Consider the following 26,654-nt stretch of genomic DNA (forward strand, 5'->3'; position numbering starts at 1 on the left):
AGACGACGGTGCCGCCCCCCGGGACGCGGTTGTGACCTCGAACACTCAACCACAGCCCGGGCGGTCCGGCAGCGCGCTCCCGACGGCCGGCCCGCGCCGCGAGCCGGGGAGCACCGGCGGTCACGCGGCCTCCGGCACCAGGTCGGTGCGGGGGGCGGCGTTGGGCTCCCGCCGCCAGGAGCGGTTGTGCCGCCAGAACAGGTAGCAGCCCACGCCGAGCGGGATCGGCAGGACGTAGCTCAGCCCCCGGAACAGCAGCACCGCCGCGGCCACCGGCGCCCGCGGCCCCCCGGCGGCCGCCAGGCCGGCGATCAGCGCCACCTCCACCACCCCGAGCCCGCCGGGCGTGAGGGGGACGGCCGTGAGCAGCCGGGCGGAGGAGAAGACGACCAGCGCCTCGGCCACGCCGACCTGGTCGGCGCCCACGCCGGTGAACCGCAGCGAGAGCAGCAGCAGCAGGAACAGCGACAGGTGGCTCACCAGCGTGGCGAGGGTGATCCAGTGCCAGCGTGCCCGGAGCAGCAGGATGGTGCGGTCGCGGAACTTCGTCGTCGCCCGGTCCCAGCCCTCCACCGGGCCGCGGCCGAACGGGCGGCGCGCGGCCGTCGCCGCCCGGGCGGCCGCATGGCCGAGCCGGACCGCCCCGGTGGCGCTGCGCAGCACGCCTCCCAGCAGCGCGACGGTGGCCCCGAGGGCGCCGAGCGCCACGAGGCCGGCGACCACCCGTCCGGCCGACGGCGGGGCGGAGAACGCCAGGAGCGCCAGCGCGAGGACCGGCAGGCCGAGCTTGGCGAAGTTGTTCCACAGCCCGGCCACGAGCAGGGCCACGGAGGTGCGCGAGCGGGAGAAGCCCCACGAGCTGTTCATCGCGTACGTGAGGCCGACGGCGACCGCCGCCCCGCCGACCACGGTGTTGGAGACGGCGGTCGCGGCCTCGGTGGCCACCGTGGCCTGCCGCAGGGTCAGGCCGGGGGTCGTGGCGACGACGACGAACTGGTAGGTCGCCAGGTTCCAGCCGGCAGCCAGCAGCAGGGCCACGACCTCCACCCAGGTCATGCCCGCGATCGCCGCCCAGACCTGCGACAGGCTGGTGAACTGCGGCAGGAACCAGGCGAAGACGGCGACGACGAGGCCCGCCGACAGCACCGGGCCGAGAGCGCGGGACCACGGGCGGGGAGCCCGGCCGCCCGCCGGGGCGGTGGCGCCGCTCACCGGCCACCGGCCGGGGGGTCGAGCTGGAGCTCCCCGTCGGTCTGGTCGAGGACGGCGGCCCGCACCTGGTCACGGGTCACCGCGCCGATCCCCTGCGTCGCCACGGCCAGCGGCTCGGAGCGGTTCTCGCCGGACAGCCGGAAGAGCACGCTCACGCACCCGCCGGCGAAGACGTAGTACCGGGTGCCGACGTACCGCGGGCTCACCTGGCCGACCCGCTCCCACCGGCGCATCCCCTCCCGCTCGCTGGGGATCTCCGTCGCCGCGGTCGTGTCGCAGGACGCGGTCAGCGCCACCTCCAGCGCGCGCACCCCGTCGCGGTCGGAGTCCAGCCAGAAGCGCGCGGAGGTCTCGTCGGCCTCCAGCCCGGCCAGGTCCCAGCCCAGGGGCATCGCCTCCAGGCAGGGCACCCAGCCGGCGCTGGGCACCGACTGGGCCATGAGGACGACGCCGTTGGCGGGGTGCCCCTCGTCGCCCCGCTCGCAGGCCAGCGTCTCCTCGCCCAGCACCACCGGCTGCCCGCACCCGGCCAGCAGCGCCGTCCCGAGCAGCAGCAGCGCGGCCCGGTGCGCTCGCGCGGTCACAGCGGCGACCCGAGCAGGCCGGCCGACACGTAGACGGCGATCCCGGCGGCGGCGAGGGTGACCACGGTGAGCCCGGCCCGCCGCCAGGTCCAGCGCTGGATGCGCACCGGGGGCAGCCGGAACGGCAGCAGGGCCAGGAACTCCTCCTGCAGGTCCCGCCCCTGCTGGCGGAGCATGCGCCGCAGCTGCGACGGCATGGTCAGCCCGCGGGTGGCGGCGAAGGCCTCGGCGATCTCCTCGTCGGAGAAGTGCAGCCGCGCCCGCCGGTACACCCGTTCCGCGTCGGTGCGCAGCGCCAGGACCAGCATCATGTTGGCCAGGTCCACGGCCTGCCGCCAGGGGCTCGGGCGCACCTCGGCGAACGCCGAGTCGATGAGGTACAGCGTGCCGTCGCGCACGAGCAGGTTGGCCGGCTTGATGTCCCGGTGGGCCATGCCGATCTCCCACATGCGCCGCACGGCCGCGAGCCCCTGGTCGATGACCGCGTCGTCGACCTCGGCGTCGCCGGCCTCCTTCGCCCCGGCGATGAACTCGGTGACCAGCAGGTACTCCCGCTCGGGCGTGATCTCGACGATGCCGAGCGGCTGCGGGACCGGCAGCCCGCCGTCGCAGAGCACCCGGAGCACGTAGTCCTCGTACTGGACGAGCCGCCGGACGCTGGTGAACGGCTTCTCGTCCTCCAGCCGGCCGTACAGCAGCGTCCGGCCGAGCTTGTACCAGCGGTCGGAGCGGACGTGGGTGGCCGCGTAGAGCTTCCCGAACACGCTGCTCTCGCCGTCCCCCTGCGGGTCGTGGGCCTTGACGGTGATCCGCAGCGGTGTGGAGCCGCCCGAGCCGGCCAGGCCGAACGGCGTGACCGCGGTGGCCACCAGCCCCAGCTGGTCCTGCAGCGCCCGGACGATGGCCGCGCCCCGCTCGCCGGAGACGTCGAGGTGGGCCGGCCGCGCGCGGGTGTAGCGCACCGGGTGCACGGAGTTGGGCGTGAGCAGCCGGAAGGCGGCCAGCGGCGTGGCGACGCCGAGGACGACGCCGGCCAGGACGCCGGTCGGGTGGTCCTGGGCCAGGTAGAGCCGGGAGGCGGCGGTGACCACCAGCAGCCCGCAGACCACCCACTTGCCGATCGCCCGCCTCCGGCCGGGCGGGACGAGCGAGTAGAGGGTGCTGACCAGCAGGGCGGCCAGCAGGGTCACCGGGAGGGACGGCATCGCGAAGCCCGACCAGTCGCCGAGCACCTCCACCTCGAACGGCCGGGGCCGCTGGAGGGTGGTCGCCATCGCGGTGCCGACGTTGATGACGAACAGGCCGACGCCCAGCCACACCAGCAGGTGCCGCCAGCGGCGGAAGGCGGCGAGCAGGACCAGGTCCGCCAGCCAGAGGGCGTGCAGCGCCCCCGCGCTGGCCAGCATGCCGGCCAGATCGGCCACCGTGGTCAGCGCGGGCGAGCGGACGCTCGCGATCGCCTGCAGGATCCGGGTGTCGGCGACGTCGACGTACCGGATGGTGCCGGTGACCACGACGGTGAGGCAGGCGAGCAGGACGAGGGCGCTGAGCGCCAGCCACCACCGGCCCGAGGCGCGGAGCTGGCGGGGGAGCGGCGGCGGTTCGCCCGAGGGGCGGCGACGGCGGCGGACGCGGGCTATCGGGGGCGGAGCGGGGCGCTCGACCGGCCCCGTCGCCCGTGGCTCCGGCAGCGCCTGCGGCAGCGACGCCATGCGGAGATGCTCCACCTCCGCGCGGGTGCGGACCATCCCTTTTCCCCCGGTCCGGCGCTACGGTGGCGGTCGCGCGCGGTCGTCCCCGGACCGGGGGCGGCACGTGGCCGGGAGCGGCGAGAGGTAGCTGCCGTGCGCGCTGGCCGGGCCCTGAGAGCGGTGCTGCTGGCGCTCGCCGTCCTGACCGGCTGCACCCGCGCGGAGGCTCCGCCGCCCGACCCGGACGTGATCCGGTTCGCCTCCTACGACTTCCCCGAGAACCAGATCCTCGTGGAGGTCTACGCCGAGGCCGCCCGCCGCCGCGGCCTGCCGGTCTCGGTGCAGCACGGCATCGGCACCCGGGAGGTGGTGTCCCCGGCGCTGCAGCAGGGCGTGGTCGACGTCGTCGTCGACTACCTCGGGACGGCGCTCTCCTTCGCCCGCCCGCGGTTCCCCCGCCCCCCGGAGGAGCCCGCGCAGATGCACGCCGTCCTGTCCCGCACGATGGGCGGGCGCGGGGTGGACGTGCTGACCCCCGCCGCGGCGGAGGACCAGAACGGCTTCGTCGTCACCGGGGAGTTCGCCGCCGCGCACGGGGTGAGCCGGCTGTCCGACCTCGCACCGCTCGCCGGCGACCTGGCCTTCGGCGGGCCGCCGGAGTGCCCCGACCGGCCGTTCTGCCTGCTCGGCCTCGAGCAGGTCTACGGGCTGCGGTTCGGGACCGTGACCAGCATGCCGTCGCGGGCGGCGACGCTCGAGGCGCTGCTGTCGGGCCAGGTTCAGGTGGGGATGCTGGAGACGACGGATGCGCGGCTGGCCGTGGCGCCGGTCGTCCTGCTGGCGGACGACCGCGGGTTGCAGCCCCGGGAGAACGTGGTGCCGATGGTCCGGGCGCAGGTGCTCGACCGGTGGGGCGAGCCGTTGCGGGATGCCCTCGACGGCGCGAGCGCGCGGCTGACCACCGGCGACCTGGTCGAGCTGAACCGGGCGGTCGAGTTCGACGGTCGCACGCCTGCCGAGGCCGCGCGCGCCTGGTGGGACGCCCAGTAGGAGCATTCAGACGATGGCGCTCGCCCCGGTCACCCCGCGCCCGACGATGAGGGTGTTGACCTCGCGGGTGCCTTCGTAGGAGTAGATCGCCTCGGCGTCGGCGACGTACCGGCCCACGTGGTTCTCCAGCAGGATGCCGTTCCCGCCCATGAGCTCGCGGGCCCAGCCGACGGTCTCCCGCATGCGCATGGTGCAGAACGCCTTGGCCAGCGAGGCGTGCTCGTCGGTCATGGTGCCGGCCATCTGCAGCTGGGACAGGCGGGCGCACATCGCCGCCGAGGCGGTGATGTTGCCGAGCATCCGCACGAGCAGGTCCTGCACGAGCTGGAACTCGGTGATGCGCTGCCCGAACTGCTCGCGCTGCAGGGCGTAGCGCAGCGCGTGCTCGTAGGCCCCGCGCGAGCACCCGACGGCCGACCACGCCACCCCGGCGCGGGTCGCCCGCAGCACGTTCGCGGTCTCCCGGAAGCTGTGCGCCTCCTGCAGCCGGTTCTCCTCCGGCACCCGCACGCCCTCCAGCGTGATGTGCGCGTTCTGCACGGCCCGCAGCGCGATCTTGTCCTGCAGGTCGACGGCGGTGAAACCCGGCGTCCCCTGCTCGACGACGAAGCCGAGCACGCGGTCGGTCTCCACGTCGCGCGCCCAGATGATGACCAGGTCGGCGAAGCTGGCGTTGCCGATCCACTTCTTCTCGCCGTCGAGCACCCACGAGTCGCCGTCCCGGCGCGCGGTGGTGCGCAACCCGCGGGCGACGTCCGAGCCGTGGTCGGGCTCGGTCAGGCCGAAGGCGCCGATCAGCTCCATGCGGGCCATCGCCGGCAGCCAGCGCTCCTTCTGCTCCTCGGAACCGCAGAGGTCGATCGACCCCATCGCCAGGCCGCCGTGCACGCCCATGAACGTGGAGATCGACGGGTCGCCCTTGGAGAGCTCCATCGCGATCATCCCGTCGACCAGGGAGGACCGGCCGGGGCAGCCGTGGCCCTGGATCGCGGTGCCGGCGATGCCGAGCTCGGCCATGGCGGGGATCAGCTGGCGGGGGAACTCCGCGCGCGTCCAGTACTCGTTGATGATCGGGGTGACCTGCTCGTCCATGAAGGAGCGCACCCGGTGCAGCAGCGCCCGGTCGTCCTCGTCGAGCAGCGCCTCGAGGTCGTAGAAGTCCGACGTGATCGTCGACGGGTCCCTCATCGCGGTACGGCCTCCTGGGTGGGGATCGGTGGCCTGCACCTACCCGGGGGAGGTGGGAGCAACCGAGGCATGCCCCCGGGTGCACCGGGCACGAGCCCGGACCCACCGACCGGCGGGGCGCCGTGACCAGATCCATCGCCGACCAGACCACCGAGGAGCTGGGCGGGCCGGGCAGCGAGCTCGCCCGCCGGCGCCGCGACCACGTGCTGCGCCCTGCCTCACCGAGTACGACGAACTCGTGGTCATCAGCCCTCGATGACCACGAGTTCGTCGCACTCGGCCGCGACGACCCCCTCCCGGAGCGGGAGGAGGCCGTCGGTGGGCGGTGCCGCGTCTACGTCGTCTGCTTGTCGTCGGGCTCGTCGCGGGCGTCGAGCTGGATCTCCTTCTCGGCCCGCGGCACGCCCTCCTTCAGCTCCTTGGTGCGCTCCACCTCGGCGTCGAGCTCGATACCGAAGAGCAGCGACAGGTTGATCAGCCAGAACCAGATGAGGAAGATCACCACGCCGGCGAGCGCCCCGTAGGTGGCGTTGTAGCTGCCGAAGTTCGCCACGTAGAAGGCGAAGGCGGCCGAGGCGACGACCGCCACCAGGATGGCGATGCCCGCACCGGGGCTCACGAACTTGAAGCCGCGCAGCTTGGCGTTCGGCGTCGAGTAGTAGAGCACCGCGATCATCAGCGCGAGGACCACGAGGATGACCGGCCACTTGACCCACGTCCAGATGGTCAGCACGGTGCTGCCCAGGCCGATGGCCTGCCCGATCGCGTCGACCACCGGGCCGCTCAGCACCAGCATGGCCACGATCAGCGCGGCGAACAGGATGCCGACCAGGGTGATCAGGATCTGCAGCGGCTTCAGCTTCCAGATCTTCCGGCCTTCGCGCGTCTCGTACACGATGTTGGCGGCGCGGGTGAACGCGCCGACGTAGCCCGAGGCCGTCCACAGGGCACCGACGAGACCGAGGACGAGGGCGAAGCCGGCGGCGCTGTTGCTGCCCGCGACCTGCTGGATCACCGGGTTCAGGGTCTCCGCCGCGGACTGGGGGATCACCGTGGTGAGGGCGTCGGTGAGCTGCTGCGGCGTGGTGAACAGACCCACGATGGCCGCCAGCGCGGTCAGCGCCGGGAACAGCGCGAGCACGCCGTAGTAGGTGAGCGCGGCCGCCCAGTCGACGAGGTCGTCCTCGCTGAACTCCTTGAACGTGCGCTTGAGCGTGCCACCCGTCGTGGGCTTGGGGTCGGCGCCGGTGGGCGCGTAGTCGGCCCGCGTGCCGCTGACGTTGTCGTCGTGCGGTGCGGGATCGCCGCCGGCGCGGTTGTCGGTGAAGCGCGTCTCAGCCTTCGTGCGGCTGGACGAGCCGGTGGGTCGGGCCATGTGGGTCCTCCGGGGACGAGGGCGGTCGCGCCTCTCGATGCCCCGGACGGAGCCGTTCCATGCCGGACGCGCCCGTAACGGTTCGAGCGCGCCGGTGCGCGACGCCCTCAGCGCACCCCGGAGACCGGCGACCACTCGCCCGCCCCGGCGGTCGCCTCCTCCACCTCCGCGAGCGGGTCGTGGCGCCGGTGCGGCGACCCGCGCCGGTCGCTGCGCAGGCCGATCAGGGCCACCAGCACGACGACGACCGAGGCGCCCGCCCCGATGAGCGCGACCAGCGTGAAGGCCAGGGCTCGCGGCAGGCCCGTGGCCGGGTCGAGGCTGCCGGCGATGAGCGTGACCGCGAGCGTGCTGCCCAGCGCCTGGCCCACCGAGCGGGCGATCGAGTTCACCGCGTTCGCCACGCCCGTCTCGTCCTCCCGCACGGCGTCGACGACGAGCGCGGGCAGGGCCGCGTAGGCCACGGTCACCGACACCTGGGTGAGCAGGCCGGCGACGATGACCAGCCACGGCTCACCGCGCGCCCCGGCGAGCAGCCCGAAGCCCGCCACTCCGAACACCGCCCCTGCGGTCAGCGTGGGCAGGCCCCCCACGCGGCCGACGACCCGGCCCGCGAACGGCGCGAGCAGGATGCCCACCACCCCGCCGGGCAGCAGGTACACGACCGCCGCCTCCAGCACGCTCGCGTCGAACCCGTACCCGGTGACCGCGGGGTCGGCCTGCACGTACTGCAGGACGGCGAGGAAGGAGGCGAACAGCGCGATACCGCTCATGACGCCGGCCACGTTGGGCACGACGGTGCGCCGGTCGGTCAGCATGGCCGGCCGCACCAGCGGCTCCGCGGTCCGCCGCTGCAGCACCACCCACCCCGCGAGGACGGCGACCGCCCCGATCCCGCAGCCGATCGTGCCCGGCGACACCCAGCCCCAGGTGGGGCCCTGGGAGAGCGGCAGCAGCAGGAGCACCAGGCCCATGCCCAGCACCAGCGCACCCCACCAGTCGATCCGCCCGCGGGCGGAGGCCGGGCGACGGGGGAGCAGCCAGGCGGTGAGCACCAGGGCGAGCAGGGTGATGCCCAGCCCGAGCCAGAAGGCGTGCCGGTAGTCGCCGCCGTCCCCGGTGAGCAGCCCGGTGGCGACCAGGCCGGCGACGCCGCCGACGGCGAGCGTGCTGCTCACCACCGACATCGCCACGCTGAGCCTGGCTTCGGGGAGCTCGCGGCGCAGCACGCTGATCGACAGCGGGAAGAGGCCGTAGGACGCGCCCTGGAGGATGCGGCCGACCAGCAGCAGCGGCAGCGACTCCGTCAGGACGATCAGCAGGGTGCCCAGCGCGACCGCGACCAGGATGCCCAGGATGACCGGGCGCGCGCCCCTCAGGTCACCGAGCCGCCCCAGCACCGGGGTCAGGACGGCGGCGGCCAGCAGGTTGGCCGTGAGCACCCAGCCGGCCGCGCTCGGCGAGACGCCGAGCTGCTCCTCGATCCGCCCGAGCGCCGGGACGACCAGGCTCTGCAGCAGCGACAGCGTGGTGACGCCGAGGGAGAGCGCCAGGACCAGCGCCACCGGACGGGTGCCGCGACCTGCACCGACCCCGGGGGCTGCTGTGGGTTCGGGCACCTCCTGATGCAACCACGCTCGGCATCCCCGCTCGGCGGGGGTGACGGCTGTGCAACGTGTCACACCCCCTCAGGTGAACTCTCGGAACCGACGATTGAGACGGCGTCGATCGGGGGACAGTGAGCCTCGACGACGTGCCGCTTCCCGTGACCCGGTGGCGGCATCCGCGAGTTCTGCGAGGAGAGCGATCTGATGATGTTGTGGCCGGCCGTGACCCTGCTGGGGTTCCTGGTCCTGACGGCCCTGGTCATCGCGATGGGCACCCAGTCCACCGCCCGGTACGAGCAGGAGCAGCGCGCGGCGACCCGCGCCGCGAAGGCGCGCCACGCCGGCTCCGAGTCCGTGGGGGCCGTGCGCGCCTGAGAGAAGAAGTTCGACCGCCCCGCCGTCCTGCTGGACGGCGGGGCGTCGTCGTCTCAGAGCCAGGCGTCGCGGGCGTCGAGCACCGTGCGGTCCAGCGACTCCAGCAGGTCGAACCAGGCCCGCGTGCGGGGCAGCTCCCAGCGCCAGAAGTACCGGGCCGCGGCGCGCTTGCCCTCGTGGAAGTCGGTGCTGCCCGCCTCGGCGGCCAGCGCCTGCTCCAGCCACAGCCAGGCGACGACGACGTGCCCGGCGGCCTCCAGGTAGACGTGCGAGTTCGCCAGGGTCAGGTCGGGGTCGCCGGTGCCCCACAGGGTCGCCGTCACCGACCCCATCCGGGCCACCGCGGCGTCGAGGTCGGCGGCGAAGCCCGCCCACTGCGTCCCGGCGGCGCGGGCGGTCGTCGCGCTGATCGTCTCGCCCAGCAGCGCGAGCCCGGCGCCGCCCTGCATGACGACCTTGCGGCCGAGCAGGTCGAGCGACTGGATGCCCTGGGTGCCCTCGTGGATCGGGTTGAGCCGGTTGTCCCGGTAGAACTGCTCGACGGGGTAGTCGCGGGTGTAGCCGTAGCCGCCGTGCACCTGGATGGCGAGGTCGTTCGCGGCCAGCCCCCACTGCGAGGGCCACGCCTTGGCGATCGGGGTGAGCATGTCCAGCAGCAGGTGGGCGCGGTCGCGTTCCTCCTGCGTCTCGGCGGTCTGCTCCTCGTCGACCAGGCGCGCGCAGTACAGCCCGAGCGCCAGGCCGCCCTCGGCGTAGGACTTCGCGGCCAGCAGCATCCGGCGGACGTCGGGGTGCTGGACGATCGGCACCATCGGGGAGGCGACGTCCGTGGACGCCGTCGTCCTGGCGCCGGCCGGGCGCCCCTGGGTGCGGGTGCGCGCGTACTCGAGCGCGTGCAGGTAGCCGGTGTAGCCCAGCACCGTCGCGCCCATCCCGACGCCGATCCGGGCCTCGTTCATCATGTGGAACATGTAGGTGAGGCCCTTGTGCTGCTCGCCCACCAGGTAGCCGACGGCGCCGGGCTGCCCGCCGGGCGTGTGCACGCCCTCGCCGAAGTTCAGCAGCGTGTTCGTCGTCCCCCGGTAGCCCATCTTGTGGTTCAGCCCGGCCAGGACGACGTCGTTGCGCTCACCGAGCGAGCCGTCGGCGTTCACCAGGAACTTCGGGACGATGAACAGCGAGATGCCCTTCACCCCGGGCGGGCCGCCGGGGATCTTGGCCAGCACCAGGTGGACGATGTTCTCGGTCAGCTCGTGGTCGCCGCCGGAGATCCACATCTTGTTGCCGCTGAGCCGGTAGGTGCCGTCGTCCTGCGGCACCGCCTTCGTGGTGATGTCGGCGAGCGAGGAGCCGGCCTGGGGCTCCGACAGCGCCATGGTGCCGAACCAGCGGCCCTCGACCTCCGGCGCGACGTAGGTGTCGATCTGCTCCCGGCTGCCGTGCGCCAGCAGCAGGCGGGCGTTGCCCATCGTCAGGAACGGGTAGGCCGAGGTGCCCACGTTGGCCGCCTTGAACCAGGCGAAGACGGCCTGCCCGACCACGTGCGGCAGCTGCATGCCGCCGAACTCCTCGTCGAACTCGCCGGCCATCAGCCCGGCGTCGGCGAAGACCCGCAGCGCCTCGGCGACCTCCGGGATCAGCTCGACCTTGCCGTCGACGAACCGCGGCTCGTTCTCGTCGGCCTTGCGGTTGTGCGGGGCGAAGTGCTCGGTGGCGATCTGCTCGGCCAGGTCCAGCACCGCGTCGAACGTCTCCTGCGAGTGCTCGGTGAACCGGGCCCGCTTGGTCAGGGACTCGACGTCGAGCCACTCGTTGAGCAGGAAGTCCAGGTCACGGCGGGACAGGATCAGCGACGACGACGGCACGGGATCTCCAGGCGCGGGTACGGCGGCGAGGTGCGAACCACTCCACACTAAGCCGGACGCCCGGCGGCCCGGCGGGGGCGGGGCGGGGAGCGCCCGCAGCCGATCCGAGGAGCACGGACCGGCCCGGACGTGATGCCGTGCGCCGAGCGGTCGCCGCTGTTCGAGGAGAGGACGACGGCTGTGTGCCGCCCCGTGGTGCTCGACGACCCCCTCCCGCGGTGCGGGAAGGGGTCGTCGGCTGCCGGGGTCAGCGGGGAACGCGGGGGGTGTCGCCCGGCTGCCCCACCGGCGGCGGGACCGAGGTGGGTGCGGCCGCGCCCACGGCCTCGGTGGCCTCCTCGGCCGGGTCGCCGGGGTCGCTGGTCGCCGTCCCGGCCGCCTCGCCCTGCCGGGCCTGGATGCCCGACTGGGTGCTCAGCGCGAGCTGGGGGAGGAACAGGAAGACGAAGAACCCGACCGCCACGACGCCGGCGGCGATGAGGAACACCAGGTCGATCGAGTTCGAGAAACCGACCTTGAACGGCTCGGCCAGCGCGGCCGGCAGCTCCTGGATGAAGGAGGTGTCGTCGAGGGCGCCCCCGCTGCCGGCGCCGAGCTGCTGGAACTGCGGGGCCAGCTCCGGGTCGGCCCGCACGGTGTCCTGGACGGCGGCGTCGATGTCCTGCGGCAGCCGGGTGAACAGGATGGACAGGAACGCCGCCGTCCCGATGGTGCCGCCCATCTGCCGGAAGAACGTGACCGAGGAGGTGGCCACGCCCATCTCCCGCGGGGAGACGGCGTTCTGCACGGCGAGGATGACCGGCTGGAAGTTGAAACCCAGCCCCAGGCCCAGCAGCACCATGAACGGCACCAGCGTCCACACCGAGGTGTCGGCGTCGACCAGGAAGGACATGGACAGCAGCGCCGTCACCATGAGGGCGATGCCGACCAGCGGGAACACCTTGTACCTGCCGGTCCTCGAGATGGCGATGCCCGAGCTCATCGCGCCGACCATGATGCCGGCGACCAGCGGGATCATCTGCAGCCCGGCCACGGTCGCGCTGGAGCCCTGCACGATCTGCAGGTACTGCGGGAGCAGCAGCAGCCCGCCGAACATCCCGGCGCCCATGACGATCGAGCCGATGCCGCTGACGGCGAAGCTGCGGTTGCGGAACAGCCGCAGGGGCAGCAGCGCGTCGTCCCGGTAGGCCCGCTCGGCCAGCACGAAGAGCGCGAAACCGACGGCGCCGATGACGTAGCAGGTGACCGCACCGGAGGAGGTCCAGCCCCAGACGCGGCCCTGCTCGGCGACGACGAGCAGCGGCACCAGGAAGGTCATCAGCGCCAGGGCGCCCGGCCAGTCGATCCGGTGCGGGCGGCGCTCGTGCGGCAGGTGCAGCACCCGCCAGACCGCGGCGAAGGCGAGCAGCCCGAGGGGCACGTTGACCCAGAAGATCCAGCGCCAGCCGTCGACGCCGAGCAGCGAGCCCTGGCCGGCGAAGAAGCCGCCGATGACCGGGCCCAGCACGCTCGAGGTGCCGAAGACCGCCATGAAGTAGCCCTGGTACCGCGAGCGCTCCCGCGGCGGCACGATGTCGCCGATGATCGCCAGGGCGAGCGACATCAGGCCACCGGCGCCGATGCCCTGCACCGCGCGGAACGCGGCCAGCTGGTACATCGTGTCGGCGAGGCCGCACAGCGCGGAGCCGACCACGAAGATCACGATCGCGAAGAGGTAGAACGGCCGTCGGCCGTAGATGTCGGAGAGCTTGCCGTACAGCGGCGTCGCGATCGTCGACGTGATCAGGAAGGCCGTGGTCGCCCAGGCCTGGAGGTCGTAGCCCTGCAGGTCGTCCGCGATCGTGCGGATCGCGGTGGCGACCACGGTCTGGTCCAGGGCGGCCAGGAACATCGCGACCATCAGACCGGCCAGGATCGTGACGATCTGCCGGTGGCTGAAGACGCCGCTCGCGTCGGGTGCGGCGGCCGCTGCACGGGCGCCCCTGCGCTCGGCTGCGGTGCTGCGGGTGGAGGTCATGCGGACACCGGCCGGGAGGAAGACGGGTTCTGGTCGTTCGGGAGGGTGGCGGCGATGCCGTCGAGCAGCCGGTCGAAGAGCCCGGTGAAGGTCGCCAGCTCGTCGTCGGTCCAGTCGGCGACGACGGTGCGCAGGAAGGCCACCCGCTCGGCGCGGAGCTCGTCCAGCTCGCTGTGCCCGGCGTCGGTGAGCACCAGCCGGCTGGCCCGGCCGTCGGACTCGTCCGCGACGCGGACCACCAGTCCGCGCTCGACCAGGAGGGTGATGTGCCGGCTGATGGTGGAGGGGTCGGCGTGCACGAGTTCGGCCAGCGCGCTCTGCCGCAACGGCCCCAGTCGCTGGAGCGGGAAGAGCAGGACCGACGCAGCCCGGTCACGGCCGCCTTCGGCCGTGTGCTGGGCCTTGATGCCGTGGATGAGCCGCATGAACCGGGGCATCTGCTCGCTGAGCGCCAGCAGCCCGGAATCGCGGCGCACCTCGGACGGGGACGTCGACATGGGGAACCTCGCGTGTCGGTGGAAACTGCATGCAACCTACACCTTGTTGCTGGGCGCATGCATCGATCTGGTCATGTGTCCCCGGCCACGGCGCCGGAGGTGGGATCCTGGGCGGGTTGCCCGCCGTCCGGTCAGGGCCGCGGGGCCATCGCACGGAGAGGACGCCGGGACAGACCGTGAGCGCACCGCACGACGACCTCCGGTCGCGGCTGTCCGGGTTGACGCTGGCCGACGAGCACCGGCTGCGCCGCCGGCTCGACGGGTTGCGCCGCACCAGGGAGGCGCGCGCCCGTGAGCAGCAGCGCGAGCGCATCGCGGCCGACGTCGCCGCTGCCGAGGAGCGGATCGCCCGGCGCCGGGCGGCCGTGCCGGCGATCTCCTACCCCGAGGACCTGCCGGTCAGCGCGCGGCGCGAGGACATCGCCGCCGCCCTCCGGGACGCGCAGGTCGTCGTCGTCGCCGGCGAGACAGGGTCGGGCAAGACCACCCAGCTCCCCAAGATCGCCCTCGAGCTCGGCCGGGGCGTGCGGGGCCGGATCGGGCACACCCAGCCCCGGCGGATCGCCGCGCGCAGCGTGGCCGAGCGGATCGCCGAGGAGCTGGGGACGCCGCTGGGCGAGACCGTCGGCTACAAGATGCGCTTCAACGACCAGGTGTCGGACGCGACCCTGGTCAAGCTGATGACCGACGGCGTCCTGCTGGCCGAGATCGCGCACGACCGGCTGCTGCGCCAGTACGACACGATCGTCATCGACGAGGCCCACGAGCGGAGCCTCAACATCGACTTCCTGCTGGGCTACCTGGCCCAGATCCTGCCGCGGCGCCCGGACCTGAAGCTGGTCATCACCTCGGCCACGATCGACGTCGAGCGGGTGGCGGCCCACTTCAGCGGCGCGCCGGTCGTGGAGGTCAGCGGGCGCACGTACCCCGTCGAGGTGCGCTACCGCCCGGTCGTCGACCCCGACGACCCGGACTCCGACGAGGACCGCGACCAGGTGACGGCGATCCTGGACGCCGTCGACGAGCTGGTGGCCGAGGGGCCCGGGGACATCCTCGTCTTCCTCGCCGGCGAGCGGGAGATCCGCGACACCCAGGACGCGCTCGCCGACCGCGCGCTGCCGGGCACCGAGATCGTGCCCCTCTACTCGCGGCTGTCGGCGGCCGACCAGCACAAGGTCTTCGCCCCGCACACCGGCCGGCGCATCGTGCTGGCCACCAACGTCGCCGAGACCTCGCTGACGGTGCCGGGCATCCGCTACGTCATCGACCCCGGCACGGCGCGCATCTCCCGGTACAGCCATCGCACGAAGGTGCAGCGGCTGCCGATCGAGCCGGTCAGCCAGGCCTCGGCCCGGCAGCGCTCCGGTCGCTGCGGGCGGCTCGGGCCGGGCATCGCCATCCGGCTCTACACCGAGGCCGACTACGAGTCCCGCCCCGAGTTCACCGACCCGGAGATCCTGCGCACCAACCTGGCGTCGGTGCTGCTGCAGATGGCCGCGCTCGACCTCGGCGCGGTGGAGGACTTCCCGTTCGTCGACCCGCCGGACCGGCGGGCGGTCGCCGACGGGCTGGCCCTGCTCGAGGAGCTGCACGCGCTCGACGAGCACGGCCGGCTCACCCCGACCGGCCGGGCGCTGGCCGCGCTGCCGCTGGACCCGCGGATGGCCCGCATGGTGGTCGAGGCCGACCGGCGCGGTGTGCTGGAGGAGGTGCTGGTCATCGCGGCCGGGCTGACCATCCAGGACCCGCGCGAGCGGCCGACCGAGCACCAGCAGGCGGCCGACCAGATGCACGCCCGGTTCGCCGACGAGAACTCCGACTTCCTCGCCCTGCTGAACCTGTGGCGCTACCTCGGTGAGCAGCAGGAGGCGTTGTCCGGAAACCAGTTCCGCCGCACGGTGAAGCGGGAGTTCCTGCACTACCTGCGCATCCGCGAGTGGCAGGACCTGCACGGCCAGCTGCGCGGCACCGCCCGCCGGCTCGGCATGACGCTGAACGGCGCCGCCACCGAGCCTGACGAGCGCGGCATCACCGCCGCCCTGCTCGCCGGCCTCCTCAGCCACGTCGGCATGCAGGCGGAGGTGGTGAAGACGCGGGACGGGAAGCCCGGTCGTCCCGGCCGCGAGTACCTGGGCACGCGGAACACCCGTTTCGTGCTCGCCCCCGGCACGCCGCTGGCGAAGAAGCCGCCGCGCTGGGTGGTGGCCGCCGAGCTGGTCGAGACCAGCCGGCTGTTCGCGCGCACGGTCGGCCGCATCGACCCCGAGACGGTGGAGAAGCTCGCCGACCACCTGGTCAAGCGCCAGTACTCCGAGCCGCGGTGGGACGCCAAGCGGGGCTCCGTCGTCGCCACCGAGCGGGTCACCCTCTACGGGCTGCCGCTCGTGGTCGGCCGCCGGGTGCAGTACGGCTCCATCGACCCGGCCGTCTCCCGGGAGCTGTTCATCCGGCACGCGCTGGTGCAGGGGGAGTGGACCACCCACCACCGTTTCTGGGCGGAGAACCAGCGGGCGATCGAGCGGGTCGCCGAGCTGGAGGAGCGCGCCCGCCGGCGCGACATCGGCGTCGACGACGAGACGCTGTTCGAGCTCTACGACGCGCGGGTCCCCGCCGACGTCGTCTCCACCCGGCACTTCGACACGTGGTGGAAGCGGGCCCGCCACGAGCAACCCGACCTGCTCACCTTCACGCCGGAGATGCTCACCAACGCGGCCGCGGCGGCGCAGGTCCGCCCGGAGGACTTCCCCGACGAGGTGCGGCTGTCCCAGGCGCTCACCCTGCCCCTCTCGTACGCGTTCGCCCCCGGCAGCGCCGAGGACGGCGTGACGGTCGACGTGCCGCTGGGCGTGCTGGACTCGGTGGCCCAGCGGACGTCGGGGGAGTCGCTGGCCTTCACCGTGCCCGGCCTGCGCGAGGAGCTGGTGACGGCGCTGCTGCGCACCCTGCCCAAGGGCCTGCGCCGAGCGCTGGTGCCCATCCCCGACCGGGTGCGGGCGGTGCTGCCCGGGATCGACCCGGGGGAGCCGCTGCTGCCGGCGCTGGAGCGCGAGCTGCGCCGGGCCGCGGGCGTGGTGGTCCCGCCCGACGCGTGGCAGCCCGGTCAGGTGCCCGATCACCTGCGCGCCACCTTCCGCGTGCTCGACGACCAGCACCGGCCCCTGGCCACCGGCAAGGACCTCGCCGCGCTCAGGGCGCAGGTGGCCCCGCAGGCCCGGGCCGGTCTGGCGCGGGCGGCCTCGGACCTCGAGCGCACCGGGTGCACGTCCTGGGAGTTCGGCGAGCTGCCCCGCACCGTGGAGGTGCGTCGCGGCGCCCACGTCGTCACGGCGTACCCCGCGCTGGTGGACGAGGGGACGACGGTGGGGATCCGCGTCGTCCCGACCGAGGCCGAGGCGACCCGGCTGACCTGGCGCGGCGCCCGCCGGCTGTTGGTCCTGGTCGCCGGCTCGCCGGTCAAGCAGGTGGTCAAGGGGCTGGGCCCGGCCACCCGGCTGGCCCTGCAGTTCAACCCGGACGGCGAGATCCCCGACCTGGTCGCCGACTGCGTGGACGCCGCCGCCGACGAGCTGATCGCCGCCGCCGGGGGGCCGCCCCGCGACGCGGCCTCCTTCGGCGCCCTGGTCGCCGCGGCGAAGGGGCAGCTGCTCCGGCTCACCGTCGACACGGTCGGGCGCGTCGAGGCGGTGCTGACCCGGGCGCGCGAGGTGGCGGTCGCGATCGGCGGCGCGCCCGCCCGCCGGGTGCCCGACGCGGCCGTGGCCGACCTGCGGCGGCAGATGACCGGGCTGCTGCACCGGGGTTTCGTCGCCGCGACCGGCCGCCGCCGGCTGCCCGACGTCGTCCGGTACCTGACGGCCATGGCGCACCGGCTGGAGAAGCTGCCGGCCAACGCGGTGCGCGACGAGCTGTGGATGCAGCAGGTCGCGGCCGTGACCGCGGAGTACGAGCAGCTGCGGAGGCAGGTGCCCCCGACCGGGGCGCCGGACGACCCGGTGACCCGGGTGCGCTGGATGCTCGAGGAGCTGCGGGTGGGGCTGTTCGCCCAGAACGTGGGCACGCCCCGCCCGGTGTCCGAGCAGCGCATCTACAAGGCGATCGACGCGATCGGCGTCTAGGACCCCGGCCCGGCCCCGTTCTCCTTCAGCAACGCCGAGATGCGCTGCCGGGTGACCCCGAAGAGGGCGGCGATCCGGTTGATGCTCACCTGCTCGCGCTGCAGGGCCGCCGCCTCCTCGCGGCGCCACTGGGAACCGGCGGTCGCCAGGCAGGACAGCACCGTGGAGATGCTCTCCACGACGAGCGGGCGGGACTCCTCGGTGACCAGCTCCAGCCACGGCTGGCCGGCCCGGCGGGCGGCCAGCAGCGCCTCGGCGCGCGCCCGCGCCCTGGCCAGCTCGTCCACCGACTCGTCGATGCGCCGGACGAGCTCGTCGAGCGCATCGAGTGCCGTGTCGTCTCCGGTTGGCCGGGGGGCACTCATGCGCGCTCCTCGAGGTGTGGGCGACAAGGACGTGCGGAGTCTAGATGTAACCCCCATTGCATGCAGCGGCGGTTGCATGCAATGGGGGTTGCGCATCCGGGTGGCGCTGGGGATAGTCGTGGGCAACGTATTGAGTTCTCCGGCCGCCCTGCCGATGTCGTCAGCGATGGGCCTTCCCGCTGCTCCCTCGCCCACTGCCAGAACGGAACGCCGCATGTCCACGCTCAGCGCCAGCCTCGACCTCCCCCCGGTCGCCGCCAGCGTGCCGGTGGCCCGGCGGCTGGTCCGCGAGCTGCTGCGGTCCTGGGGTGCCCGCCAGGACCACGAGGACGCCGCCCTGCTGGTCACCGAGCTGGTGGCGAACGTGGTGGACCACGTGGGCGGCACCGCCTGCCTCACCGTGGAGGCGACCCTCTCCGAGGACTGGCTGCGCCTCGCCGTCGTCGACTGCTCGCCCGCCCGCCCGGCGGTGCAGCCGTTCTCCCCGGACCGCCCCCGGGGCCGGGGGATGCTCATGGTGGAGGTGCTCGCCGACCGGTGGGGCTGCGAGGACCACCGCGACGGCAAGCGCGTGTGGTTCGAGCTGCGCCCACCCCGGCTGTGACGCACCGGCTGGTTTGCCGGGCTCGCCGATCGGGGACCGGCGAGGAGGAAGCCAGCCGAAGGAGGGACCGCGCGATGAGCGAGCCGAACACCCACGCCGCCGGTGAGGACGTCTCCGACGAGGAGATGATCGAGACCGTGGCGGGCCAGACCGACAGCGCGTCGGAGAACGCCGACGTCGCGGGCAAGGACTGGGACGGCGACCCGGGGTCCGCACCGGCCCCCGGCGACCAGGCCTGAGCGCCCCGCACCGCCCCCGTCCCGTTCCCGGGCCGGGGGCGGTGCCACGTGGGGGCCCGGCGTTGGCACACTGCGGTGATGAGCGCCACAGCGGAGCAGCTGAGCCGGCCCGCCCGCACCGCGGCCCGCTGGGCGGTCCGGCACGGCCTGCCGGCGGTGTACCTCTCCCGCAGCGCCCGCCGGGGTGACGCCGTCGGCCGGCTGATGCGCGACCCGGCCCTCCGCGAGCAGCCCTACGGGCTGTACGAGGAGCTGCGCGCCCGCGGACCGCTCACCGGCAGCAGCCTGGGGCTGGTCACGACGTCCCACCCCGTGGCCCAGGAGGTGCTGCGCAGCGACCGCTTCGGCGTGGGCTGGGACCGCGCGACGGCGCCGCGGCTCGTCCGCTGGGCGCTGCAGTTCGGTGACGACCCCACCGCGGCCGGGGTGGCCGAGCCGCCGTCCATGCTCGTCGTCGACCCACCCGACCACACCCGGTTCCGCCGGCTGGTCAGCCGCGCCTTCACCCCGCGGGCGACGGCGGCGTTCGAGCCGGCCGTCCGGCGCACCGCCGAGCGGCTGCTCGACGACCTCGAGCGCCGGGACGGCGTCGTCGACCTCGTCGAGGCCTATGCGGCACAGCTGCCCGTGCTGGTCATCGCCGAGCTCCTGGGCGTCCCCGTGGCGCGCCGCGAGGACTTCCTCCGCTGGGGCGCGGCGGCGGCCGCCACCCTCGACCCGGGCCTGCCGCTGGGCCGTTTCCTGGCCGCGGAGCGGGCGCTGCGGGCGATGCACCGCTTCCTCGGCGAGCACTTCGCGCGGCTCCGCCGGGAGCCCGGCGAGGACCTGGTCAGCCGGCTGGTCACCCTGCCGCCCGACGAGGCGCTCGACGACCGGGAGCTGCACGCCACGGTCCTGCTGCTCCTGGGCGCGGGCTTCGAGACCACGGTCAACCTGCTGGGCAACGCCGTGGTGCTGCTGGACGCGCACCGCGACCAGTGGGACGCCCTGCGCGGTGGGGACGCGAGCTGGGACGACGCCGTCGAGGAGGTGCTGCGGCTGGACAGCCCCGTGCAACTGACCGGCCGGACGGCGCGCGCGGACCTCGAGCTCGCCGGACGGCGGGTGGGCGCCGGCATGCGGGTGACCCTCCTGCTGGGCGCGGCGAACCGCGATCCCGACGTCTTCCCCGACCCGGCGCGGTTCGACGTCACCCGGGCCAACGCGCGGGAGCACCTGGCGTTCTCCGGGGGCATCCACTACTGCCTGGGCGCGGGGCTGGCCCGGCTGGAGGGCGCCGTGGGCCTGCAGGCACTGGGCGAGCGCTTCCCGGGCCTGCGCGTGGCCGGCCGCCCGGAGCGCCGGGACCTGCAGACCCTGCGCGGCTTCGGAGTGCTCCCGGTCGCGCCCCGCTGACCCCTTGTCGATCAGGTCACCTGGTCGTCCGGGGTCCTGGCTCGCGGTCGGCGGTGAGCCAGGACCCCGTCAGGTGAGCCAGGACGCCACCGGTCCGTCAGCTGCCGGGGACCAGCATGCCCGCGCCGACGGTGGCGTTGGTCGCCTCGTCGACGAGGATGAAGCGCCCGGTCACGCGGTTGCGCGAGTACTGGTCCACGAACAGCGGCTGGGTGGTGCGCAGCCGCACCCGGCCGATGTCGTTCAGGCCGAGCTCGGTCGCGTCCTGCTCGCGGTGCAGCGTGTTCACGTCCAGCCGGTACTGCAGCTCCTTGACCACCGCCCGCACCGACCGGGTCGTGTGCTTGACGGCCAGCCGCTGCCGGGGGCGCAGCGGCTCGTCGGTCATCCAGCACACCAGCGCGTCGAGGTCCTGCGTCACGTGCGGCGCGTTCGCCGGCCGGCAGATCAGGTCGCCGCGGGAGACGTCCAGGTCGTCGGCCAGCCGCACGGTCACCGACATCGGGGCGAACGCCTCCTCGACCGGGCCGCGGGGCCCGTCGATGCCGGCGATCGTCGTCGTCAGGCCGCTGGGCAGCACCTGCACCTCGTCGCCGGGGCGCAGCACGCCGCTGGCGACGGTCCCGGCGTAGCCCCGGTAGTCGTGGTGCGCGTCGGACTGCGGCCGGATCACGTACTGCACCGGGAAGCGCACGTCGATCAGGTTGCGGTCGCTGGCCACGTGCACGTGCTCGAGGTGGTGCAGCAGCGAGGGGCCCTGGTACCAGGGCGTGTTCTCCGACCGGCGGACGACGTTGTCGCCGTGCAGCGCGGAGATCGGCACCACGGTGAGGTCGGGGACGTCGAGCTTGGCGGCGAAGGAGGTGAACTCGTCGCGGATCGCCTCGTAGGTCTCCTCCGACCAGTCGACGAGGTCCATCTTGTTGACGGCGACGACCAGGTGCGGCACCCGCAGCAGCGAGGCGAGGAAGGCGTGCCGCCGGCTCTGCTCCAGCATGCCCTTGCGGGCGTCGACCAGCACGATCGCCAGGTCGGCCGTGGAGGCGCCGGTGACCATGTTCCGCGTGTACTGCACGTGGCCCGGGGTGTCGGCGAGGATGAACGTGCGCCGCGGGGTGGCGAAGTACCGGTAGGCGACGTCGATGGTGATGCCCTGCTCGCGCTCGGCGCGCAGGCCGTCGGTGAGCAGCGCCAGGTCGACGTAGTCGCCCTTGCTGGCCCGCTCGACCGCCTCGTACTGGTCCTCGAAGACGGCCTTGCTGTCGTACAGCAGGCGGCCGATCAGCGTGCTCTTGCCGTCGTCCACCGAGCCGGCGGTCGCGATGCGCAGGATGTCCTTGCGCGCGGTGGCGATCTCGGCGGCCGCCTCGGCGGCGGCCGAGTGGACGTCGACGGGGGCGTCGGGCTGGGCGGCGGTCATCGGGCGGTCTCCTGGCGCAGGACGGCGGCGTGGCGGACGCTGGTCTCCGTCGACCGGGGAGGCAGCGGGTGTTCGTGTTGCTCGCCGTGCCGGGACTGCTCGTCGTGGTCGCGGGCTACGTCGTCGGCTTCGCCGTGGCGGACTGGGTGTGCGGGCTGCTGGGCGCGCGGCCGGGCGGGACGCCGGAGCTCGCCGGCTGGCTGACGGGGCTGCTGCTGCTCGCCGTCGTGCTGCGGCTGCTGGTGGGCCGCCTGCGCCGCCGGAGCAAGGACGGCGGGCATCAGAAGTAGCCCTCCTTCTTGCGGTCCTCCATGGCGGCGTCGCTGACCTTGTCGTCACCGCGGGTTGCCCCGCGCTCGGTCATGCGGGTCACCGCGATCTCGGCGATGACCTCCTCGACCGTGGCGGCGGTGGAGGGGACGGCGGCGGTCAGGTTGGCGTCGCCGACCGTGCGGTAGCGGACGCTCCGGCGCTGGACCTGCTCGCCCTCGCGCGGGTGGATGAACTCGTTGACCGCGTAGAGCATCCCCTGGCGCTCGACGACGTCCCGCTCCTGCGCGAGGTAGAGCGGGGGGATGGCGATCTCCTCGCGCAGGACGTACTGCCAGATGTCCAGCTCGGTCCAGTTCGACAGCGGGAAGACCCGGATCGACTCGCCGAGGTGGATGCGGCCGTTGTAGAGGTCCCAGAGCTCGGGGCGCTGGTTCTTGGGGTCCCACTGGCCGAACTCGTCGCGGAAGGAGAAGACGCGCTCCTTGGCCCGCGCCTTGTCCTCGTCCCGGCGGGCGCCCCCGAACAGCGCGGTGAAGCCGTGCTCCTCGACCGCGTCCAGCAGCACCGGCGTCTGGATGCGGTTGCGCGAGCCGTTGGGCTCCTCCTTGACGGTGCCCGCCGCGATGGCGTCGGGCACGGAGGCGACCACGAGCTGGACGTCCAGCTCCGCGACCCGCCGGTCGCGGAACGCCAGCACCTCGGGGAAGTTCAGCCCGGTGTCCACGTGCATGACCGGGAACGGGATGCGGGCGGGCGCGAACGCCTTGCGGGCCAGCTCCAGCATCACGATGGAGTCCTTGCCGCCGGAGAACAGCAGCACCGGCCGCTCGAGCTCGGCGACCACCTCACGGATGACGTGGATGGACTCGGCCTCCAGCGTCTCCAGCTGGCTGAGCCGGTAGTCGGGCGTCGTCACGCGCGCATGCTCCACGGGGTAGGGATCGGGTCGGCGACCGGCGCAACCCGATCGGATCGGTGCGGATTCCCGCCCAGTCTCCGCTATCGGGCCGCGGCGACCGCAGCCAGCACCTCGGGCGCCAGCTCGGGACGGGCCACGACCAGGTCCGGCAGCGAGGGATCGGGGGCGTTGTAGACCAGCGGCGACCCGTCCAGCCGGCAGGTCACCAGCCCCGCCGCGCGGGCCACGGCGACCGGTGCGGCGGAGTCCCACTGGTACATGCCGCCGCCGTGCACGTAGGCGTCGACCTCCCCGCGCACGACCGCGAGCGCCTTGTAGCCCGCCGAGCCCATCGGCACCAGCTCGCCCCCGAGCGCGTCGGCCACGGCCTGCGCCTCGGCCGGGGGCCGGGTGCGGCTGACGGCGATGCGGACCGGTCCGTCCGGGCGCGGCGGCAGTGCCGGAGCCGGGTCGGTGACGTGCATTTCGTCCAGCGCCGGCAGGGCCACCGCGGCGGCCACGAGCTCGCCCCCGGCCCAGAGGGCGACGTGCACCGCCCAGTCGCCGCGGGCCGGGTCGGAGTACTCGCGGGTGCCGTCGAGCGGGTCGACGATCCACACGCGGTCGGCGGTCAGCCGGCGGGCGTCGTCCACCGCCTCCTCGCTGAACACGGCGTCCCCGGGGCGGGCGCCGGTGAGCACCCCGAGGATCGCCCGCTGCGCGGCGGCGTCCCCGGCATCGCCCAGCGCGCGCCCCTCCGGGCCGCCGGTCCGCAGCGGCAGCAGCGCGTCCGCCGCGGCCCGGGCCGCCGCCTGGGCGACCTCGACGTCCCGGCCTACGCCGGTCACACCTGCTCCACGACGGTGGCGTCCCCGGGGTTGCCCGGCGGGCGGTGCGCTCCGGAGACGTCGGTGACCGAGCCGAAGTAGCTCTCCAGCTTCTCCGGTCGGGGCATGACGAAGATCCCGCGCGCCTCGACCAGCGGCCGGTCGGGTGCGTCGGCCAGCGCGATGGATCCGGCGATGACCGACTTGCGGCCCGAGGTCTCCTCCACCCAGCCGCGGAAGGCCAGCGGGCGGCCGAGGGGAACCGGCCCCCGGTAGTCCAGCTCGAGGTGCGCGGTCATGCCCCACAGCCCGTTGACGGCTGCGGTGTCACCCAGCACCTGGTCCATGAAGAGCGCGCTCATCCCGCCGTGCAGGAACGTGGGCGGGCCCTCGTAAGCCGCGCCGAGCGTGGCTTCGGCGCTGACCACGCCGTCGGTCACCCGGAACCGCAGCGGCGGGGCCATGCCGTTGGCCACGCCGCTGACCGGGTTGAACGTCCGCCGCCGGGCGGCGGGATCGTCCAGGCGCGGCAGCTGGGACAGCGGCCGGCGGGGGCCCTCGAGCTGCCCGGTGGCCGCCCGCACCAGCTCGGCGGCCGAGCGGACCGCGGTCGCATCCGCCGTGGTGGTCGCCGAGAGCTCGATCAGCTCGCGCAGCGCCGCGGCCAGGTCGACCGAGGCGGTCATCAGGTCGGCGTCGGCCGGAGCGCCGGGATCGGGAGCGCCGTCGTTCGTCGTCACCGGGCGATGGTCCCAAGCGGCCTCAGGCGGCGGGTGCGCCACCCCCGGAGGGCCCGCTCCGCGGCAGCCGCACGGTCACCGCGAGCCCCTCGCCGGGCGCGGTCTCCAGCGACGCCGACCCGCCGTGGGCGGCGGCCAGCGACGCGACGATCGACAGCCCGAGGCCGGTGCCGCCGGCGGCGCGGGTCCGGGAGGCGTCCGCCCGGTAGAACCGCTCGAACGCGCGGTCGGCGTCGGCCCGGTCCATCCCCGGGCCCTCGTCGGCGACCCGCAGCAGCAGCGCATCGGCGTCGTCGGGGGCCTCGGCCACGGAGACCAGCACCCGGGTGGACGGCGGGGTGTGGGTGAGCGCATTGGTGACGAGGTTGCCGACCACCTGGCGCAGCCGGCTCTCGTCGCCGAGCACGACCGGGACGTCGGTGAGCGACTCGTCCAGGTGCAGGCTGATCGGCCGGTCGGGCTGGACGGCGCGGGCGTCGTGCACCGCGTCGCCGGCGACCGCGGCGAGGTCGACCGGGGCCACGGACAGCGGCCGTTGCTGGTCCATGCGGGCCAGCAGCAGCAGGTCCTCGACGAGGAGTCCCATGCGCCCGCCCTCGGCCTCGATGCGCTGCATCAGCCGGGCGACATCCTCCTCCGAGCGCACGGCGCCCTGGCGGTACAGCTCGGCGAAGCCGCGGATCGAGGTCAGCGGGGTGCGCAGCTCGTGGCTGGCGTCGGCGACGAACCGGCGCATCCGGTGCTCGGACCCGCGCGCCTGCTCCTCCGACGCCTGCTGGGCGCGGAAGGCGGCCTCGATGCGGGCGAGCATGCCGTTGAGCGCCGTCGAGAGCCGGCCCACCTCGGTGCGCTCGTCGCCGACGGGGACGCGCCGGGAGAGGTCGCCCGCGGCGATGGCGGCGGCGGTGCGCTCGACGTCGACCAGCGGGCGGAGGCTGTTGCGCACCAGCACGTACCCGGCGGCACCCAGCAGCACCAGGAGGGAGAGCCCCACGACCAGCTCGATGCGGACCAGGCGGGAGATGGCCCGTTCCACGCCCGCGTTGTCGTCGCCGACGACCAGGGTGTACCCGCCGGGCAGCTGGCCCGAGGTCATCCGCCACCGCTCGCCGTCGACCCAGACGGTGAACGGGCGGTTGTCCGCCCGGAGCCGCTCCACCGCCTTGCCGCTCAGCTCGGGCACGTCGTCCCCGCGCGGCCCCTGGGGCTCGCCGAGGACCACCGGCTCGTCGCTGTCGGGCGCGAGGCACGCGACGTACAAGGGGTTGGGCGCGGGGTCGCCGGGCTGGCGGCAGGCGGCGGCCACGTCGGGGCGCAGGTTGTAGTCGACGAAGAGCCCCAGCTCGGCGTCCCGCTGGTCCTGCAGGTAGTCGCGCAGCAGCGAGGTGGTGGCCAGCCCGGTCGCCAGCAGGGCGGCGCTCAGCAGCGCCACAGTCAGCGCGACGAGGGTGACCCGGAGCGGGACCCGTGGGCCCCGCACCGGCGCGGGAGGAACCGTCATGCGCCCCGCGGCAGCCGCAGCGTGTACCCGACCCCCCGGATGGTGTGCAGCAGCCGCGGCTCGGTCGTGTCGATCTTGCGGCGCAGGTAGGAGATGTAGGACTCGACGACGTTGGCCTCGCCGTTGAAGTCGTAGTTCCACACGTGGTCGAGGATCTGCGCCTTGGAGAGCACCCGCCCGGCGTTGGCCATCAGGTAGCGCAGCAACTTGAACTCGGTGGGGGAGAGGCTGATGACCTCGCCGGCCTTGATGACCTCGTGGCTCTCCTCGTCCAGCTCGATGTCGGCGAACGTCAGCCGCGGGGCCTCGGCGGCCCGCTGCGCGCCGACGGTGCGCCGCAGCACGGCGCGGATGCGTGCCACGACCTCGTCCAGGCTGAACGGCTTGGTGACGTAGTCGTCGCCGCCGAGCGTCAGGCCGGAGACCTTGTCCTCCGCGGCGTCCCGGGCGGTGAGGAAGAGCACCGGGGTGTGGCGGCCGCTCTCGCGGAGACGCCGGACGACGCCGAAGCCGTCCAGCCCGGGCATCATCACGTCGAGCACCAGCAGGTCCGGCCGGAACGAGGCGGCCAGGGCGAGAGCCTGCTGGCCGTCCGCGGCGGTGGCCACCTCGAAGCCCGCGTAGCGGAGGCTCGCCGAGAGCAGCTCGCGGATGTTCGGCTCGTCGTCCACCACGAGCAGGCGGGCCTCGGGGGCCGTGCGCCCGGTGGGCTGGGTGCCGGACATCGTTCCTCCGGGGGCGTGCGCCGGTGCCGTTGACATGCACCCAGGGTGGGCGCGCCGGCTGCAGTGGGTCTGGACGCTACCTGTGAACCCG

The 26,654-nt window shown here is 74.0% G+C and carries 23 protein-coding genes; 7 read left to right on the forward strand and 16 right to left on the reverse strand.

Translation table 11 applies throughout. The features are described 5' to 3' along the window. Positions 1-120: 120 nt before the first annotated feature. From QOZ88_RS01515 to QOZ88_RS01525, 3 genes are read right to left on the reverse strand one after another with little or no spacing between them, the layout of a single operon-like run. Positions 121-1,212: a flippase-like domain-containing protein gene (locus tag QOZ88_RS01515; RefSeq protein WP_305998064.1), complete on the reverse strand. Its 1,092-nt coding sequence runs from the start codon at positions 1,210-1,212 to the stop codon at positions 121-123. After that, complete coding sequence (locus QOZ88_RS01520) at positions 1,209-1,796, reverse strand: hypothetical protein (RefSeq protein WP_305998065.1); 588 nt, start codon at positions 1,794-1,796, stop codon at positions 1,209-1,211. Before QOZ88_RS01520 ends, QOZ88_RS01515 begins: the two co-directional genes overlap by 4 nt. Further along, positions 1,793-3,508, reverse strand: a complete 1,716-nt coding sequence (locus QOZ88_RS01525) for a phosphatase PAP2 family protein (protein WP_305998066.1) — start codon at positions 3,506-3,508, stop codon at positions 1,793-1,795. Before QOZ88_RS01525 ends, QOZ88_RS01520 begins: the two co-directional genes overlap by 4 nt. A gap of 132 nt (positions 3,509-3,640) precedes the next feature. On the opposite strand from QOZ88_RS01525, the gene QOZ88_RS01530 reads away from it, so the two are divergent. After that, a complete protein-coding gene (locus QOZ88_RS01530) occupies positions 3,641-4,537 on the forward strand; it encodes an ABC transporter substrate-binding protein (RefSeq protein WP_305998067.1) in 897 nt (298 codons plus the stop codon). 6 nt (positions 4,538-4,543) lie between these two features. On the opposite strand, the gene QOZ88_RS01535 is transcribed toward QOZ88_RS01530, so the two are convergent. The 3 genes from QOZ88_RS01535 to QOZ88_RS01545 form a co-directional block, all read right to left on the reverse strand. Beyond that, on the reverse strand, positions 4,544-5,725 hold the full coding sequence (locus QOZ88_RS01535; RefSeq protein ID WP_305998068.1) for an acyl-CoA dehydrogenase family protein: 1,182 nt from the start codon (positions 5,723-5,725) through the stop codon (positions 4,544-4,546). Between the two features lie 334 nt (positions 5,726-6,059). After that, the gene (locus QOZ88_RS01540) at positions 6,060-7,100 is read right to left on the reverse strand and encodes a YihY/virulence factor BrkB family protein (RefSeq protein ID WP_305998069.1); all 1,041 of its coding nucleotides are present in this window, start codon (positions 7,098-7,100) and stop codon (positions 6,060-6,062) included. 107 nt (positions 7,101-7,207) lie between these two features. Then, positions 7,208-8,719: an MFS transporter gene (locus QOZ88_RS01545; RefSeq protein ID WP_305998070.1), complete on the reverse strand. Its 1,512-nt coding sequence runs from the start codon at positions 8,717-8,719 to the stop codon at positions 7,208-7,210. A gap of 192 nt (positions 8,720-8,911) precedes the next feature. On the opposite strand from QOZ88_RS01545, the gene QOZ88_RS01550 reads away from it, so the two are divergent. Continuing rightward, positions 8,912-9,082 (forward strand): hypothetical protein, encoded by a 171-nt coding sequence (locus tag QOZ88_RS01550; protein WP_305998071.1) that lies wholly within the window; start codon positions 8,912-8,914, stop codon positions 9,080-9,082. Between the two features lie 53 nt (positions 9,083-9,135). Here QOZ88_RS01550 and QOZ88_RS01555 read toward each other — a convergent pair whose 3' ends face one another. The 3 genes from QOZ88_RS01555 to QOZ88_RS01565 all read right to left on the reverse strand — a co-directional run bounded on the left by QOZ88_RS01555 (position 9,136) and on the right by QOZ88_RS01565 (position 13,461). Then, positions 9,136-10,947: an acyl-CoA dehydrogenase gene (locus QOZ88_RS01555; RefSeq protein ID WP_305998072.1), complete on the reverse strand. Its 1,812-nt coding sequence runs from the start codon at positions 10,945-10,947 to the stop codon at positions 9,136-9,138. Between the two features lie 247 nt (positions 10,948-11,194). Next, complete coding sequence (locus QOZ88_RS01560) at positions 11,195-12,964, reverse strand: MDR family MFS transporter (protein ID WP_305998073.1); 1,770 nt, start codon at positions 12,962-12,964, stop codon at positions 11,195-11,197. Beyond that, entirely contained in the window at positions 12,961-13,461 is a 501-nt protein-coding gene (locus tag QOZ88_RS01565) for a MarR family winged helix-turn-helix transcriptional regulator (protein ID WP_305998074.1), read from the reverse strand. Before QOZ88_RS01565 ends, QOZ88_RS01560 begins: the two co-directional genes overlap by 4 nt. A 176-nt stretch (positions 13,462-13,637) precedes the next feature. Between QOZ88_RS01565 and hrpA the strand changes: the two genes are divergently transcribed. Next, positions 13,638-17,576 carry an ATP-dependent RNA helicase HrpA gene (hrpA, locus tag QOZ88_RS01570; protein WP_305998075.1) on the forward strand — a complete coding sequence of 1,313 codons (3,939 nt, stop codon included), beginning with the start codon at positions 13,638-13,640 and terminating at the stop codon, positions 17,574-17,576. On the opposite strand, the gene QOZ88_RS01575 is transcribed toward hrpA, so the two are convergent. Continuing rightward, positions 17,573-17,941, reverse strand: coding sequence for a hypothetical protein (locus QOZ88_RS01575; protein ID WP_305998076.1), 369 nt, complete (start codon positions 17,939-17,941; stop codon positions 17,573-17,575). The genes hrpA and QOZ88_RS01575 overlap by 4 nt on opposite strands. A gap of 214 nt (positions 17,942-18,155) precedes the next feature. Between QOZ88_RS01575 and QOZ88_RS01580 the strand changes: the two genes are divergently transcribed. The 3 genes from QOZ88_RS01580 to QOZ88_RS01590 all read left to right on the forward strand — a co-directional run bounded on the left by QOZ88_RS01580 (position 18,156) and on the right by QOZ88_RS01590 (position 20,179). Then, positions 18,156-18,545 (forward strand): ATP-binding protein, encoded by a 390-nt coding sequence (locus QOZ88_RS01580; RefSeq protein ID WP_305998077.1) that lies wholly within the window; start codon positions 18,156-18,158, stop codon positions 18,543-18,545. Positions 18,546-18,619: 74 nt separating this feature from the next. Then, a complete protein-coding gene (locus tag QOZ88_RS01585; RefSeq protein WP_170852344.1) occupies positions 18,620-18,784 on the forward strand; it encodes a hypothetical protein in 165 nt (54 codons plus the stop codon). 78 nt (positions 18,785-18,862) lie between these two features. Next, positions 18,863-20,179 (forward strand): cytochrome P450, encoded by a 1,317-nt coding sequence (locus QOZ88_RS01590; protein ID WP_305998078.1) that lies wholly within the window; start codon positions 18,863-18,865, stop codon positions 20,177-20,179. Positions 20,180-20,276: 97 nt separating this feature from the next. Here the strand turns inward: QOZ88_RS01590 and QOZ88_RS01595 are convergent, their stop codons facing one another. Continuing rightward, on the reverse strand, positions 20,277-21,599 hold the full coding sequence (locus tag QOZ88_RS01595) for a sulfate adenylyltransferase subunit 1 (RefSeq protein WP_305998079.1): 1,323 nt from the start codon (positions 21,597-21,599) through the stop codon (positions 20,277-20,279). A 68-nt stretch (positions 21,600-21,667) separates the two neighbouring features. Here QOZ88_RS01595 and QOZ88_RS01600 point away from each other — a divergent pair, with 68 nt between their 5' ends. Beyond that, positions 21,668-21,889 carry a hypothetical protein gene (locus QOZ88_RS01600; RefSeq protein WP_305998080.1) on the forward strand — a complete coding sequence of 74 codons (222 nt, stop codon included), beginning with the start codon at positions 21,668-21,670 and terminating at the stop codon, positions 21,887-21,889. On the opposite strand, the gene cysD is transcribed toward QOZ88_RS01600, so the two are convergent. The 5 genes from cysD to QOZ88_RS01625 all read right to left on the reverse strand — a co-directional run bounded on the left by cysD (position 21,880) and on the right by QOZ88_RS01625 (position 26,563). Then, complete coding sequence (gene cysD / locus QOZ88_RS01605) at positions 21,880-22,788, reverse strand: sulfate adenylyltransferase subunit CysD (RefSeq protein ID WP_305998081.1); 909 nt, start codon at positions 22,786-22,788, stop codon at positions 21,880-21,882. The genes QOZ88_RS01600 and cysD overlap by 10 nt on opposite strands. Before the next feature lie 83 nt (positions 22,789-22,871). After that, a complete protein-coding gene (locus QOZ88_RS01610; protein ID WP_305998082.1) occupies positions 22,872-23,618 on the reverse strand; it encodes an inositol monophosphatase family protein in 747 nt (248 codons plus the stop codon). Continuing rightward, complete coding sequence (locus tag QOZ88_RS01615; RefSeq protein ID WP_305998083.1) at positions 23,615-24,337, reverse strand: PaaI family thioesterase; 723 nt, start codon at positions 24,335-24,337, stop codon at positions 23,615-23,617. Before QOZ88_RS01615 ends, QOZ88_RS01610 begins: the two co-directional genes overlap by 4 nt. A gap of 22 nt (positions 24,338-24,359) precedes the next feature. Beyond that, positions 24,360-25,838 carry a sensor histidine kinase gene (locus tag QOZ88_RS01620; RefSeq protein ID WP_305998084.1) on the reverse strand — a complete coding sequence of 493 codons (1,479 nt, stop codon included), beginning with the start codon at positions 25,836-25,838 and terminating at the stop codon, positions 24,360-24,362. Beyond that, entirely contained in the window at positions 25,835-26,563 is a 729-nt protein-coding gene (locus tag QOZ88_RS01625) for a response regulator transcription factor (RefSeq protein WP_305998085.1), read from the reverse strand. The genes QOZ88_RS01620 and QOZ88_RS01625 overlap by 4 nt, the downstream gene beginning before the upstream one ends. Between the last annotated feature and the right edge of the window lie 91 nt (positions 26,564-26,654).

It is taken from the genome of Blastococcus carthaginiensis (assembly GCF_030731085.1).
GTDB classification, from domain to species: Bacteria; Actinomycetota; Actinomycetes; order Mycobacteriales; family Geodermatophilaceae; genus Blastococcus; species Blastococcus carthaginiensis.

Bases quoted from the DNA above. Each gene is read 5' to 3' on its own strand.
- QOZ88_RS01525 (WP_305998066.1), bottom strand. From the start codon at position 3,508: ATGGCGTCGCTGCCGCAGGCGCTGCCGGAGCCACGGGCGACGGGGCCG.
- QOZ88_RS01535 (WP_305998068.1), bottom strand. From the start codon at position 5,725: ATGAGGGACCCGTCGACGATCACGTCGGACTTCTACGACCTCGAGGCG.
- QOZ88_RS01540 (WP_305998069.1), bottom strand. From the start codon at position 7,100: ATGGCCCGACCCACCGGCTCGTCCAGCCGCACGAAGGCTGAGACGCGC.
- QOZ88_RS01550 (WP_305998071.1), top strand. From the start codon at position 8,912: ATGATGTTGTGGCCGGCCGTGACCCTGCTGGGGTTCCTGGTCCTGACG.
- QOZ88_RS01560 (WP_305998073.1), bottom strand. From the start codon at position 12,964: ATGACCTCCACCCGCAGCACCGCAGCCGAGCGCAGGGGCGCCCGTGCA.
- QOZ88_RS01565 (WP_305998074.1), bottom strand. From the start codon at position 13,461: ATGTCGACGTCCCCGTCCGAGGTGCGCCGCGATTCCGGGCTGCTGGCG.
- QOZ88_RS01575 (WP_305998076.1), bottom strand. From the start codon at position 17,941: ATGAGTGCCCCCCGGCCAACCGGAGACGACACGGCACTCGATGCGCTC.
- QOZ88_RS01580 (WP_305998077.1), top strand. From the start codon at position 18,156: ATGTCCACGCTCAGCGCCAGCCTCGACCTCCCCCCGGTCGCCGCCAGC.
- QOZ88_RS01585 (WP_170852344.1), top strand. From the start codon at position 18,620: ATGAGCGAGCCGAACACCCACGCCGCCGGTGAGGACGTCTCCGACGAG.
- QOZ88_RS01590 (WP_305998078.1), top strand. From the start codon at position 18,863: ATGAGCGCCACAGCGGAGCAGCTGAGCCGGCCCGCCCGCACCGCGGCC.
- QOZ88_RS01595 (WP_305998079.1), bottom strand. From the start codon at position 21,599: ATGACCGCCGCCCAGCCCGACGCCCCCGTCGACGTCCACTCGGCCGCC.
- QOZ88_RS01620 (WP_305998084.1), bottom strand. From the start codon at position 25,838: ATGACGGTTCCTCCCGCGCCGGTGCGGGGCCCACGGGTCCCGCTCCGG.
- QOZ88_RS01625 (WP_305998085.1), bottom strand. From the start codon at position 26,563: ATGTCCGGCACCCAGCCCACCGGGCGCACGGCCCCCGAGGCCCGCCTG.